This is a genomic window from Vreelandella venusta (assembly GCF_015689495.1).
GTDB classification, from domain to species: domain Bacteria; phylum Pseudomonadota; class Gammaproteobacteria; order Pseudomonadales; family Halomonadaceae; genus Vreelandella; species Vreelandella venusta.
Window position 1 is genome coordinate 894,531 of the sequence record NZ_CP065135.1, and the last position, 12,681, is coordinate 907,211.

Annotated in this window: 11 protein-coding genes; 6 read left to right on the plus strand and 5 right to left on the minus strand. The window is 51.6% G+C overall.

Annotated features, from left to right (window positions below):
• Positions 1 to 55 precede the first annotated feature (55 nt).
• The gene (locus IR195_RS04275; RefSeq protein ID WP_206048836.1) at positions 56 to 814 is read left to right on the plus strand and encodes a helix-turn-helix domain-containing protein; all 759 of its coding nucleotides are present in this window, start codon (positions 56 to 58) and stop codon (positions 812 to 814) included.
• Between the two features lie 42 nt (positions 815 to 856).
• A complete protein-coding gene (locus tag IR195_RS04280; protein WP_206048837.1) occupies positions 857 to 1,720 on the plus strand; it encodes a putative RNA methyltransferase in 864 nt (287 codons plus the stop codon).
• Positions 1,721 to 1,876: 156 nt separating this feature from the next.
• Here the strand turns inward: IR195_RS04280 and IR195_RS04285 are convergent, their stop codons facing one another.
• Complete coding sequence (locus IR195_RS04285) at positions 1,877 to 2,083, minus strand: cold-shock protein (protein WP_125745955.1); 207 nt, start codon at positions 2,081 to 2,083, stop codon at positions 1,877 to 1,879.
• Positions 2,084 to 2,446: 363 nt separating this feature from the next.
• Between IR195_RS04285 and IR195_RS04290 the strand changes: the two genes are divergently transcribed.
• The gene (locus IR195_RS04290; RefSeq protein ID WP_206048838.1) at positions 2,447 to 2,920 is read left to right on the plus strand and encodes a nucleoside deaminase; all 474 of its coding nucleotides are present in this window, start codon (positions 2,447 to 2,449) and stop codon (positions 2,918 to 2,920) included.
• Positions 2,921 to 3,063: 143 nt separating this feature from the next.
• Here IR195_RS04290 and IR195_RS04295 read toward each other — a convergent pair whose 3' ends face one another.
• Positions 3,064 to 3,237, minus strand: a complete 174-nt coding sequence (locus IR195_RS04295; RefSeq protein WP_038481890.1) for a YqaE/Pmp3 family membrane protein — start codon at positions 3,235 to 3,237, stop codon at positions 3,064 to 3,066.
• Between the two features lie 370 nt (positions 3,238 to 3,607).
• On the opposite strand from IR195_RS04295, the gene IR195_RS04300 reads away from it, so the two are divergent.
• Positions 3,608 to 5,656 (plus strand): TonB-dependent receptor family protein, encoded by a 2,049-nt coding sequence (locus tag IR195_RS04300; protein ID WP_206048839.1) that lies wholly within the window; start codon positions 3,608 to 3,610, stop codon positions 5,654 to 5,656.
• Between the two features lie 75 nt (positions 5,657 to 5,731).
• Here IR195_RS04300 and IR195_RS04305 read toward each other — a convergent pair whose 3' ends face one another.
• The 3 genes from IR195_RS04305 to IR195_RS04315 form a co-directional block, all read right to left on the minus strand.
• Positions 5,732 to 8,212 (minus strand): glucose/quinate/shikimate family membrane-bound PQQ-dependent dehydrogenase, encoded by a 2,481-nt coding sequence (locus tag IR195_RS04305; protein ID WP_206048840.1) that lies wholly within the window; start codon positions 8,210 to 8,212, stop codon positions 5,732 to 5,734.
• 263 nt (positions 8,213 to 8,475) lie between these two features.
• The gene (locus IR195_RS04310; RefSeq protein ID WP_206048841.1) at positions 8,476 to 9,480 is read right to left on the minus strand and encodes an NADP-dependent oxidoreductase; all 1,005 of its coding nucleotides are present in this window, start codon (positions 9,478 to 9,480) and stop codon (positions 8,476 to 8,478) included.
• 189 nt (positions 9,481 to 9,669) lie between these two features.
• Positions 9,670 to 10,044 (minus strand): septal ring lytic transglycosylase RlpA family protein, encoded by a 375-nt coding sequence (locus tag IR195_RS04315; protein WP_089038975.1) that lies wholly within the window; start codon positions 10,042 to 10,044, stop codon positions 9,670 to 9,672.
• Positions 10,045 to 10,361: 317 nt separating this feature from the next.
• Here IR195_RS04315 and IR195_RS04320 point away from each other — a divergent pair, with 317 nt between their 5' ends.
• Together IR195_RS04320 and IR195_RS04325 are read left to right on the plus strand one after the other, a co-directional pair.
• Positions 10,362 to 11,795: a hypothetical protein gene (locus IR195_RS04320; RefSeq protein WP_146944642.1), complete on the plus strand. Its 1,434-nt coding sequence runs from the start codon at positions 10,362 to 10,364 to the stop codon at positions 11,793 to 11,795.
• Positions 11,796 to 11,907: 112 nt separating this feature from the next.
• Positions 11,908 to 12,681, plus strand: coding sequence for an RsiV family protein (locus IR195_RS04325; protein WP_206048842.1), 774 nt, complete (start codon positions 11,908 to 11,910; stop codon positions 12,679 to 12,681).

Here is a 12,681-nt window from a genome sequence, read left to right on the forward strand (position 1 = left end):
AGTTATTTGGGCTTTAAGGTATCGTTATACGCTACTTTATGCGTCTGGAGGTGATGTGTCTCAGACAAGCGCGCTTATTGATACCTTAAAACGCCAGCTGCGCTCCCAAGGGAAAACTTACGCTGATGTGGCGTTATGGCTTGGGTTAAGCGAGGCTTCGGTCAAACGGCTATTCGCTGAGCAGCACATTACCTTAGAGCGGCTAGAGCGTATTTGCGACCAGCTTAACCTGGAATTTGCTGAGTTGGTGCAAGCCATGCAAGAGGAAGAGCACCGTTTGCAAGAGCTGACCCAGGCGCAAGAGCAGAGCATTGTCGATGATCGTGAGCTGTTTTTGGTCGCTGTGTGTGTGATTAACGGCTATCGGTTTGATGAAATTCATCACCAGTACCAGCTCAGCGAGGCGCAATGCACTCAGCAACTGCTGGCGCTAGAACGACTAAAGCTGATTGACCTATTGCCGGGTAATCGAATTCGGCGGCGTGTGGCCGCGAATTTTCGCTGGCGGCCTGGCGGCCCTATTCAGCGCTTTTTCCAGCAATATATTGCCACAGAGTTTTTTCAGTCTCGTTTCGATAGCGACAGTGAAAAGCTCATTGTGCTGAATGGCTTGCTATCTCATGCGGGTAATACTGAGTGGCAACAAACGATGCAGCGGCTAGCAAAAGAGTTTCACGCCCTGTGTGAACGCGAAAGTGGGCTGCCCATTCATCAGCGCTTTGGCACCACCTCGGTACTAGCTGTTCGTCAGTGGCAGTCCACGCTGTTTAAAGATGTCGCCCGCAGGTCGTATAGGCAAAAGAAAAGTTTATAAACCAACGTTTTATAGGAATATGTTTTATGAGTTCACTTTGTTATGAGTAGCGCTCCTTTTCAATTATTAGCCTGTCCGTTAGATGGCGAGCCGCTTCATTTGGCAGGCCGTACCTGGTGCTGCTCTGCGGGGCATAGCTTCGATGTCGCTAAGCAAGGTTATGTTAACCTGCTTCCGGTACAGCAAAAGCGTTCCGCTGACCCTGGTGACAGTAAGCTGATGGTGGCTGCAAGGCAGCGTTTTCTTGAAGCTGGTTACTACCAGCCCATTGCTCAGGCGGTAAGTAAGCATCTGTTAAGCCATGCTGATGCGCAATCCGCCGGCTCACTATTTGGTTGCCTGGATGCTGGCTGCGGTGAAGGCTATTACTTGCGTGAGCTAGCCTGTACTGCATCCAATGCGCAGTCACTTTCACTGCTGGGGTTAGATATTTCCAAGTGGGCAGTCCTGTCGGCGGCTAGACAAGATGATAAAACATTTCCGCTTTGTCGTTGGGTCGTCGGGAGCAATGCGCACTTGCCAGTTCAAGCGGAGACGCTTGACAGTGTACTGTGTATGTTTGGCTTTCCAGTGCATCACGAATTTGCGCGGGTATTAAAGCCAGGTGGCCTATTGGTACAGGTTGAGGCTGGGGTGGGGCACCTGCGTGAGCTGAGGGAGGTGATTTATCCCACGCTTAAGCCAGACACGATAAATGAGCGGGAGGTGCCTGAGGGCTTTACTCTGTTGTACACAGAGTCACTTAACTATCAAATAGCGCTGGAAGAGCAGGCATTAATTGGTGATCTATTAGCCATGACGCCCCATCTTTACCGTGCCAGCCAGGAGGGGCGGGCACGTGCGGCGGCACTTGATGAGCTTACCCTGACGGTAGATGCCAAACTAATGGTGTATGAGCGTAAATAGGGGGCTAATCCGAGCATACTCTCTTTCTGAATCTTTATGCTAACTGCCTTTCATTTTGTCTTTCATGTTCAATACGCAAACGCAACAAGGCCCGCATAAGCGGGCCTTGTTATCCGAACCGGTTAAGGTTCGAGCAAACTCTTAAACCGTTAAGGTTTAGGACGTTTGCTTGATGTTAGAAGCCTGAAGGCCTTTTTTACCCTGGGTAACGTCAAAAGAAACGCTAGCACCTTCTTGAAGGGTTTTGAAACCGTCAGACTGAATTTCAGAGAAGTGAGCAAAAAGGTCGTCGCCGCCGTCAGAAGGAGCGATGAAACCAAAACCTTTAGTGTCGTTAAACCATTTAACTGTGCCAGTTGCCATGATGTAGATCCTTTCGCGCTAATGCGCTGTAATAAAGTTCCTGGTATTACCCAGATGAATAGTAGTGGGTGAAACAAGGAATACAATATCAGGCTGCCGAAATAGATCGTACACTTCTGAAACCATGCTGCTTGCTAACCAACTGACGTTACAGTACATGATTTTTTCTTCGGGTCAAAGCCTTTTTATGAATATTTTCTGGGGGATGGTGCCAGTACGGCGGTTTTTTTCATCCCATTGCTCAGGTGCGTGGGTGCTTTGCGGTGGGTCAGACCTGCAATATTAAAAATGCTATCTTTGGCGAAGCACTTTTGAAATGACAACCCTGTTGGTCAGGCACGTTATCAAATCGAGGAGAATCCAATGATTGCCGAACATGAATTGGCATACCTAAAGCGCGCTGTGGCTTTAGCAGAGGAAGCTTTAAATGCAGGGGATGAGCCATTTGGTAGTGTGCTGGTCAATGCTGAAGGTCAGGTATTAGCCGAGGATCGAAATCGCATTGCCGGTGGAGATTCTACTCAGCATCCAGAGTTTTCGCTGGCTCGCTGGGCAGCGAATCATATGACGCCTGAAGAGCGCTCGAAAGCGACCGTCTATACCTCAGGAGAGCACTGCCCAATGTGTGCAGCAGCTCATGGATGGGTAGGATTAGGCCGTATCGTTTACGTCAGTTCTGCTGAGCAGCTGGGAGCATGGCTGGCTGAATTGGGCGTAGCGCCACCGCCTGTCGCTCCGCTATCGATTAATGAGGTGGTGCCTGGGTTGACTGTTGATGGCCCAGTGCCTGGGCTGGACGAGCAAGTCCATGCTTTGCATCGCCGCTTGCACGCATAACGTCAGGGCCAGGTTTTGAAGGGCTCGGTTTTAATCGACTGGCAAGGCTCGGTAAGCCAGGTATGATCAATAAAGACAAACGCCGCCTTGTGCTCGACAAGGCGGCGTTTGTTAAATCGGTGCATAAAAATGCATCAATGTGCCTAGTGTTTCAATATGACATAGAAGGCGTGAATGATGCCTGGAATAAAGCCAAATAGCGTGAGAATGATATTTAGCCAGAAATGTCCTTTGAAACCGACCTCAAAAAACACCCCTAGTGGGGGTAGAAGAATGGCAAAGATCATCTTGATCGGGTCAGTTGCGGTAAACGCCATGCAGCCTCCTTTGCTTACACAGTTTGTTGGTTAATAACGAACAGGTTAATAGTGTGGGTTTCTAGAAGGTAGATATCAATAACAGTTTTAGCGCTGACTGCTAATGCTGGTCTTTTAGCAACAGTGCGGTTCAGCGACTGAGCGTAACGTAGTCGCAATGACTAGGTTTTGCGAATCAGCGCGACCTAGGTAAGACCTTGTATTTGGGCTATCGTTCACTTGCTTAGGTAGGCGTATTCAAGAACTTAGGTTTTCAAGAGCTTAGGTTTTCAAGAACTTGGATTTTCAATAGCTCAGATTTTCAAAAAATTAGATCTTCGAGAAATTAGGGCTGTGAAAGCCCATCGACTACAGCTGAATAAGGAACGCCATGAGTCACTATCTACCGTCATCTCTGCTGCTCGCGAGCGTTGTTCTGGCCAGCCCTGTGTGGGCACAGGTACCCAGTAGTGGGGAGGCGGTACTGCCTACGGTAGAAGTGAGCGCTCCGCGGCTAGCCCGCGAGCTATATGCTACGCCTGCAGCAGTGTCGACCTTGGCGCACGAAGATCTTGCTCAAGGTCGGCAGCGGGTGAGGTTGGATGAAGCGCTTAATCGAGTACCAGGGGTGTTTTTACAAAACCGCGATAACTTCGCCCAAGGGCAGCGAATCGCTATTCGCGGCTTTGGCGCGCGTGCTCCATTTGGTGTGCGTGGGATTACCGTTATGGTGGATGGCATTCCTTACACACTTCCAGATGGCCAGGCGCAGTTGGACGCCATTGATTTAGATAGTGCCGAGCGTATTGAGGTGATTCGCGGGCCGTCTTCAGTGCTTTACGGTAATGCGGCTGGCGGAGTCATTGATGTGACCACTGCCGATGGGCGTGATAGCCCCGGTACACGGCTGCGGATGGGCGCAGGTAGTGATGGCTATCAAAAAGTGGCGCTGCAAAATGGCGGTGTTCAGGGCGATTGGTCACACCATGTCAGCCTGACGGCGCTTAGCGTTGATGGCTATCGCGAACAAAGCTCAACCGAGAAGTATTTGCTGAATGCGAAGTTACGCCGAGAACTCGGCAGTGAGCGGGCGGTTACCGCGATTATTAATCTGCTGGAGAACCCCCGTTCAGAAGATCCCGGTGCACTCAATGCCCGTGAAGTTGCCGCTGGGCGCGATCAGGCCGCGCCCAATTCGCTGGCGCTAGATGCTGGGCAAAACGTCGACCAGCAGCTGTTGGGTCTGCAATACGAGGACTTAGCGGCGGGTGATGGCGAACTGTATCTTAAAGGCTTTATTGCTCAGCGTGATTTTGAACAGCAGCTACCATTTGTGGGCAGTAGTCGTTTGGGCTATCAGCGTGACTATATGGGCGCAAGCGCTGAATATCATCATGAAGTGGCGTTAGGGAGCTTGCCGCTGAGTTATATCGTTGGGGTGGATGTGGCGCGCCAAGAAGATGAGCGTTTTCGTAACGATGTCGATGCTCAAGGGGCTGTCGGCGAGTCGTTAGCGGATGAAACCCAAACGGCCACGTCCGCGGGGGTGTTTGCCCAAGGGGATTTGGCGCTCTCGGAACAGCTCTCGCTCTCGTTGGGCGCGCGATTTGATCGGGTGGCGCTAGACGTCGACGATAGATTTATTGATGACGGAGATCAAAGCGGAAAGCGTACCTTTAACGAGTGGAGTGGCTCGGCGGGGCTAAGCTATCGCTATCGTCCGCAGCATCAAGCGTATATTAATACCGGCACCGCGTTTGAGACGCCTACGTTTTCTGAATTTGCCAACCCGGCTGGTGGTGGTTTTAATCCCGCGGTTGAACCGCAAAAAGCATGGAATCGCGAGATAGGCCTGCGTGGCTACATTGAGCCGTTGGCGATGGATTACGATCTCGCCCTATTTTCGGTCCGGGTTCGCGATGAACTGGTGCCGTATGATGAGGGTGGGCGTACCTTCTATCAAAATGCAGGCGACACAAATCGCGATGGCCTAGAGCTGGCGCTGGGCTGGCAGCTTTCCGACCAGTGGCGTTTGGATAGCGCTTTAACCCTCGCGCGTTATGAATTCGACAAGTTTGCAACACCTAGCGAACGTTTTGATGGTAACCGGATTCCCGGGTTGCCAGAGCAGACGTGGGTCACTCAATTGACTTGGGAAAACATTGATCAGCGTTTCGCCACGTTGGAAACCGAATACATCGGTGATTTAGTGGCGGATAACGCCAATGCGACGGAGGTGGATAGCTATTGGCTGCTCAACCTCAGGGTAGGCGATGGTTGGCAGTTAAGTGAAGATACGCGACTAAGCGCTTATCTTGGTCTGCGCAATCTGCTTGATGAAAAACACTATGCCAATGTGCGCATAAACGGCACGTTTGGCCGCTTTTATGAGCCAGCCCCAGGACGCAGTGTTTATGGTGGTGTGGAGCTGAGTTTTTAATCAGAGGCACCCTAGCCAAAAAACGGGCGACCCATTGGGTCGCCCGTTCTCGTTTATTACTACGCTAGGTCATGGCTATTCCGGTAAAGCGTAACCAATCACGTAGTCACCCATTTTGGTGCCGAAGGTGCCGTGTCCGCCGGCGGTAACGACCACATATTGGCGGCCATCTGCGCCGGTGTAGGTCATCGGCGTTGCTTGGCCACCAGCAGGCAGTCGAGCTTTATACAGCTCTTCGCCAGTGGTGATGTCGTAGCCACGCAGGTATTGATCCAGCGTGCCGCTTAGGAAGGAAACACCGCCCGCAGTAGTCAGCGGGCCACCTAGCGCAGGGACGCCGACGTTCAGACCAACTGGCAGATCAAAGGGCATGCTGTCGCGGGTGGTACCATTGGGGTGCTTCCACACAACTTCGCTACTTTGCAGGTCGATGCCTGCCACATCCCCCCAAGAGGGCGCTTGGCAGGGAAGGCCGAGTACTGACAGCAGCGGGCCAAGTTCGACTGCGTAGGGGGCGCCCGTGTTGGGCTGCAAACCTTGCTCGCTAGCAGAGCCTTGGCCATCCTCAACTTCATCGCGTGGAATCAACTTGGAAACAAACGCTAAGTACTTGGCGCCGGTAAACAGTGCTTGGCGTTCTGGGTCTACTGCAACACCACCCCAGTTCATCACCCCAACGTTGCCGGGGTAGATAATGCTGCCTTCCAGCGAAGGCGGTGTGTACTGGCCTTCGTAACGCAGCGAGCGGAACTGGATGCGGCACATCATCTGATCAAAGGGTGATGCGCCCCACATATCGCGCTCGGTAAGCGGCGGTGGTAGCAAGTTCAGCGCTGAGCGAGGTTGAGTTTCTGCCGTCCAGTCGCCTTCAATAGCACCTTGAGGAGCGGGCACTTCTTCAATCGGCACAATCGGCTCGCCAGTCTCACGGTTTAATACATACAGGCTGCCTTGTTTAGTAGGCTGGATGACGGCTGGCTGGGTGCCATCTGCTGTCGCTAAGTCAATCAATACGGGTTGTGCAGGTGTGTCCATGTCCCACAAGTCGTGGTGCACAAACTGGTACACCCAGGCCACCTGGCCGTTGTTCAGATTAAGCGCCACTAGCCCGGCACTATAGGTCTCATCATTTTCAGATCGGTTAGCGCCGTACTGGTCCGGCGTAGCGTTACCCATGGGCAGGTAGACGAGGCCAAGCGCTTCATCGACGCTAATCGGCGCCCATACATTGGGTGAGTTACGTGTGTAGGTCTCTCCCTCTGCTAATGGGGCGGTGTCTTCAGGGTTCCCGCTGTCCCAGTTCCACACTAGTTCGCCAGTATGTACGTCGAAGGCGCGTATGACGCCGGAGGGTTCGTCGGTTGAGCTGTTGTCAGTAACGTGGCCACCCAAAATCACTAAGTCTTCAGTGACCGTGGCAGGCGATGTCGAGTAATAACCACCTGGATTGAACTGGCCAATATTATGCGTCAGGTCGATCTCACCGTTTTTGCCAAAGCTTTCACAGCGTTCCCCTGTGTCGGCGTTAAGTGCAATCAGGCGAGCATCGGCGGTGGGTAGGTAAAGCCTGCGTGGGCACATGACATCGGTGGCGCTTAGCAGCTCAGAAGTTGAATCTTCTTGAGAGGTGAGCGAGAAAGATAGGTCGAGTTCAAACTGACTGCCATCGGCATACAGCGTTGGTTTATCGACGGTGGAATCTTCAGCACTGCTGGAATAGTTAGCCGCGTCGTAATACGCCAAGCCACGGCAGGTCATATGCGCCCAGCCGGAAAAGTCCTCTGCGCCCATGGTGCTAATGTTGGGGTCAAATGTCCACAAAGTCTCACCGGTTTCGGGCGATAGTGCCATTGCACGGCTGTGCGATGTACAAATATAAAGGCTATCGTTGACCTTTAACGGTGTGTTTTGGTTGGTGATTTCAGGTGGTGCATTGGGGCCTGGTTCATCACCGGTTTGAATACGCCACACCTCTTCCAGTTCGCCTATATTGTCGGGGGTAATCTGGCTAAGCGAGGAGTAGTGCGTGCCTGCATTAGTGCCGCCGTAGGCAGGCCAGTCATCGCCTGCAGCCTGGGCGGGGTTAACCTCAGGTGTATCATTGGTAGACGCTATCGTGCCTGTCACAGTACCTGGATAGGTGAATTGACTAGCAATTGCCACAATAATCGCTGCAACAATGCTGGCCACTAGCGCTAGGCTGCCGCCGCGTGAATGTAGCGGCTTTCGCCACCAGGGAAGCAGTAAAATGATGCCAATTAAACAGACAATGGCAACCCTGGGGACCAGCTGCCACCAGTCTAGGCCAACTTCCCAGAGTGCCCATAGCAGCGTTGCAAAAAGTACTACTGCATAAAGCCATAAGGCTGCGCCTTTGCGCATTGCCAGCAGTACACCGACAATAAAAATACTGATCCCAGCGATTAAGTAGTAAGCGCTACCACCTAAGCTAAGCAGCTTAGCGCCGCCAATGGTCAGTGCAACACCAGCTACCGCGAGTAGCAGGCCGAGCAGTAGCGCTGGCCATTTGCCGCGGGCACGCGTGTGTCCATCCATGAGAAAACCCCTATTAACAACGAATTGAAGCCGCTTGATAAAATTAGAAAAGCGACAGATCTGCAACGTGCCCTAACCCATTGGCAGTGATGATGGGTTAAAACACACATTGATTATGGGTAATTTTAATAATCAATTCGCTTTTGGTCTAATTATTTGCTTGCTAAGTAATGCTATAAGCCAAAAAACCGCGCCTGTTAACGTAGCGCGGTTTTGCGTTGGGGGCGGGAAGTGAGCGGGGGTTAACTTAGTGCAAGCATGGCTTAGTTAGTGAGCCTCACCAGCATTTTACCGGTATTGCCCCCTTCAAAAAGCGCTAGAAAGGCATCCGGTGTGCTTTCAAGACCCTCTTTGACGGTTTCTTTATAAGCTATATTGCCTTTCGCTACCTGAGGAGAGACTTCGTTAAGGAAATAGCGATAGCTAGACCAGTGATCGGCAACGATAAATCCCTGCATCTTAGCTTTGCGTACCACTAGCTGGGAAAGGTTGCTCGGCCCTGGTGCTGGTACTTCGGCGTTATAGCTGTCAATCATGCCGCATACCGCAATGCGCGCGCCGTCATTGAGTTGACTTAGCGCTGCTTCTAAGCAGACTCCACCAACGTTCTCAAAATACACGTCAATGCCATTAGGGCTAGCAAGCTTAATAGCGTCGCTGAGCTCCTGCGCACTTCGGCCTTGGTAGCTAACCGGTTCTACGCCCAATGACTCAAGCCACGCAAGCTTGTGAGCGGCCCCAGCGATGCCAACCACGTGGCAACCTTTTGCTTTCGCCAGCTGAACAGCAAGCGAGCCAACAGCACCACTGGCAGCGCTTACCAGTACATTGTCGCTAGGTTTGCACTCGGCAATAAGATTCAAACCTGTCCATGCCGTCATGCCTGGCATGCCTAATACACCGAGATAAGCTTGTTCTGGTACGTCACTGTCTGGTAGCGCAGTAACACTGTCGCCTGGCAGCTGCGCGATATCCCGCCAACCACCCATGTGGCTGACCTTGTCGCCTTCCTTAATGGTTGAGTGGTTAGACGCAATGACCTCGCCAATTGCGCCGCCTTCCATCGGCTTGCCCAGCTCAAAAGGGGCGACATAGGTGCGCATGCCTGTCATTCGTCCGCGCATATATGGGTCAACGGACAGCCAGCGATTGCGAATTCTTACTTCACCTTCGTCAAGGTCGGGAAGCTCCTGATTTTGGAGTGAAAATAGTTCGCGTTTAGGTAAGCCGGTGGGATAATCGGTTAAGGTAAAAAAGCGAGATTGCATGGGCGCCTCCTGCATGTGTGATTTAAGCAAATCTCTTTGCAGCATAGAGACCGTTAGCGCGCTTTCAAGTTCGTCGAAGCGTTAATTTGCTGTGCAATAAAAAAAGCGGCCCTGGTGAGCCGCTTTCCATTAATCTTCTTCAACGCTGTTTGTTTAAGGGGTATCACACGCTTGCGAGTGTGTTATCCGTTAATCGACCAGGGTGATCATGACTGGTGCAACGCCACGCCGAATCATACCGAGTTGGCGAGCTGCCCGTTTTGATAGGTCAATAATACGTCCCTTAACAAAGGGGCCGCGGTCATTAATCAGTACTTCGACCTCCTGGCCAGTATCAGGGCGGGTAACGAGCACCTTGGTACCAAAAGGAAGTGTTGGATGGGCAGCCGTAAGCGCTTGCTGGTCAAAAGGTACGCCACTGGCAGTCGGGGAGCCCTGGAAGCGATCGCTGTAGAAGGATGCAATTCCCTCTTGAATTTCGGTGGCAAATGCATGACCAGTGGAAAAGAAAGTGAGTAATGCCGCAGCACAGCTCGTGCGGATGAACCGTTTAGATGCTCCCATTGGAGTGCCTCAGTTTACATTGTGCCGATTCTTTATGTGTCGGAGTATTTACCGATATCTGCCCCCGATAGTAACGTGGTCATTTTAATACGGCAAGCTTTACGAAGATCGATGCAATTGGCTTCTAAATTAAGATTTTTTGCAACTTTCTTCAGTGCCGTTGTGATTCAGCAAGTTAACGAAGTGTGGTCGATGTAACTCGGCAGTGTCATGTGTCTGGTATAAATTTTAGATAAAGGCTCACTTTACTCAGATAGGCATCATATAATTAGCACTCGCTAGGTTTTACATGTTTGCCAATAAACAAGGATGCACCTATGGCTAAGTCTTCTTCTCTAACGCTAGTTTTGGTTGCCGCCGGTGGGGTTGCTGTTGGGTTGTTAGCCGCTCAGACGGCGCCCAGTTTTACATCAAAGGCAATCGCCAATGAACCTACCAGTGCGGAGCAGGGGCAGACTTCCCAAGCACTAGCAGGGCTCGAAAGTATCACGCTGGGTGAGCAAACTAGGGGAGAGATTACCTCGGCAGCGGAGCTGAACGGTAATGATGGTAGCCGCTATGTGCGCTATGTCATCAGCCTGGAAGAGGACTCGTTAGTCGAGTTTTCTCTCAGTGGTGCCTTAAGGGGAGTCGTCGCTCTCTATGACGATGGGCTGCAGCTGCTGGAGAATGCCGAGACCGTTCGTCATCGTATCGAAAAAGATGGTCAATACGTAGTGGCCGTCAGTGGGGCGGATGCAAGCAGCTATGGCCCATTCACCCTTAATAGCCGTACGGTTGAGCTGAGCGATTCTGACACGCTGACCATTGGCGAGCCGATGGATAGCTGGCTGCCGGGCACGCCACGGGAAGTAACGTTAACCGTTGAAGAAGAAGGTATGTATCAAATTGAGATGCGTGCCGATGAGTTTGATGCGTATCTGGAGCTGTCTGGGCCGAACGGCTATAACCGTGAGGATGATGATAGTGCTGGCAACTTGAATGCACGTGTTTCAGATTTCCTTGCTCCTGGTGATTACACCGTCACCGCACGCTCTGCCTTCGGCGAAGGGAGTGGTCTTTTCACCTTGAGTGCGGAACCACGTGAAATGCCTGACGATCTGCGCAATGAAGGGAGCGTTGTACCCAGCGAAACGCTGAGTGGTTGGTTTAGCGGCCAGGATCGAAGCTATCAGCTAGAGATCGAAGAAGCTGGTATGTATCAAATTAATATGCGCTCAAGTGATATCGACTCTTATCTTGTGCTGGAAGGGCCAAATGGCTACTTCCGCGAAGATGACGACAGTGCTGGCAATCTGGATGCCAGTATTGCCGACTTTTTAGCACCGGGTAGTTATCAATTAACAGCACGTACGGCGTATGGCTCCGACAGCGGTTTGTTTACGCTTTCAGTAGAACCGCGTGAATTGCCGGAGGGTGTAGAACTACGTAATGAGGGTGAGTTAACAGCTAATGAAACGCTCACTGGCTGGTATAGTGGTGAGCCGTTGACCTATGAACTCACTTTAGAAGAAAGCTCTTTGGTTAGGCTCAGCATGCGTTCAAGTGACTTTGATACGTATTTAGAGCTAAGTGGCGGCGGCGATTCTTATAGCGATGATGACGGCGGTAGCGGCACTAACTCGCGTTTAGAGCAGGCGCTTTTGCCGGGTACCTACACTGTTGTTGCACGTGGTTTCGCAGTTAGCGGCAGCGGCATGTTTGAGTTGCAAGTCAATACAGAGCCAACAGAGATGCAGCCTGACGCGTAATTTAGCGCACGTTGTATGATGCAACGCCCTTGCTGGTGACAGTAGGGGCGTTTGCTTTTGTATTACATTTTACGTGGCTTGAAGGTGGCGACGTTATTCACAAGGTGGTTTTATGCTGCGCTATTCATTCGGTTTAACGGTGATTGGTTTATTGTTATTAAGTGGTTGTCAGTCGTCGGATAATGCTTCTGAAGAGTCACTTGCGCTTGTTTCAGAAGCGGTTGAAAAAGAGTACATAGCACCTGAGTGTCAAGCTGAACAGTGCTCTACCGTCACCGTGTCTGCGCTTGCGTTTCCGCAGTCTGCAGAGCTAACGGAGCAGCTACAAAAACGGCTGTTAACGCTTGCGATGGGCATTACTGAGCAAGATGCATTACCCGCTGATAGCTGGCAGGCCTATGCACAAAACTTTTTTGAGCTAGCTGAGGAAGATAATCGCACCGCGCCGGGAACAATGACTAGCGAGGCGATATTAGAAGCTGAGGTTTATGGGCAGCACAACGACTTATTGATACTTGAGCTAAGTAGCTACGTTTATCACGCGGGGCAGGCGCATGGTTTGCCAATGACTGAATTTATGGTGATAGACGAGCGTCAGCTGCGTGTGGTTGATCCAGACGATATGCTTTTGGAAGGTCAGCAGAGCGCTTTTCAAGCACTGCTTGATCAGGCCCACCAACGCTGGATAGAGGAGATGGGCCATGATGAGCAGTTTGCCCTCAATTGGCCGCTCAGCGAGAGTCGCAACATAGCCCCGTTGGCAACTGCCTGGGAAGTTAAATATAACGTCTATGAAATTGCCCCTTATGCAGCCGGCCAGCCTGTTCTGACGATCCCCCTTGATGCGCTGGAAGGTATCGCAAAGCCTCGCTATTTAGGTCAATAG

Coding starts and splice junctions, on each gene's coding strand:
- IR195_RS04280 (WP_206048837.1), top strand. CDS start 857: ATGAGTAGCGCTCCTTTTCAATTATTAGCCTGTCCGTTAGATGGCGAG.
- IR195_RS04285 (WP_125745955.1), bottom strand. CDS start 2,083: ATGGCAACTGGCACAGTTAAATGGTTTAACGACACTAAAGGTTTTGGT.
- IR195_RS04290 (WP_206048838.1), top strand. CDS start 2,447: ATGATTGCCGAACATGAATTGGCATACCTAAAGCGCGCTGTGGCTTTA.
- IR195_RS04295 (WP_038481890.1), bottom strand. CDS start 3,237: ATGGCGTTTACCGCAACTGACCCGATCAAGATGATCTTTGCCATTCTT.
- IR195_RS04300 (WP_206048839.1), top strand. CDS start 3,608: ATGAGTCACTATCTACCGTCATCTCTGCTGCTCGCGAGCGTTGTTCTG.
- IR195_RS04305 (WP_206048840.1), bottom strand. CDS start 8,212: ATGGATGGACACACGCGTGCCCGCGGCAAATGGCCAGCGCTACTGCTC.
- IR195_RS04310 (WP_206048841.1), bottom strand. CDS start 9,480: ATGCAATCTCGCTTTTTTACCTTAACCGATTATCCCACCGGCTTACCT.
- IR195_RS04315 (WP_089038975.1), bottom strand. CDS start 10,044: ATGGGAGCATCTAAACGGTTCATCCGCACGAGCTGTGCTGCGGCATTA.
- IR195_RS04320 (WP_146944642.1), top strand. CDS start 10,362: ATGGCTAAGTCTTCTTCTCTAACGCTAGTTTTGGTTGCCGCCGGTGGG.
- IR195_RS04325 (WP_206048842.1), top strand. CDS start 11,908: ATGCTGCGCTATTCATTCGGTTTAACGGTGATTGGTTTATTGTTATTA.